General features: G+C 59.9%; 1 pseudogene. It reads right to left on the bottom strand.

What is annotated here, in order from left to right:
• Positions 1-222 (bottom strand): annotated as a pseudogene (locus ACW9IR_RS30245) (phage tail tape measure protein); the annotation flags it as partial.

The following is a 222-nucleotide window of genomic DNA, read 5'->3' as shown; positions in this document are numbered from 1 at the left end:
TGTAGATCACGGCCATGTAAGCCAGGATCGCCAGTTTCTGCAGGACGAAGCCGGCGACCGTGCGCAGGTTGAGCAGCTGAACAACCTTCCACACCGATAACAGGCCCAGCCAAGTCATCCGCGCAACGCCGACCACGACGGTCAACAACGACATGGCGCCGACGATGGCCATGATGGTCAGTGCGGTGATGCCGATCACCCGGGTGATGTTGGGAAACAGCT

The sequence above is a fragment of the Pseudomonas sp. SDT291_1_S447 genome (genome assembly GCF_054070155.1).
Note: the sequence above shows the minus strand (reverse complement) of the source record. Positions and strands in the feature narration are given on the sequence as shown.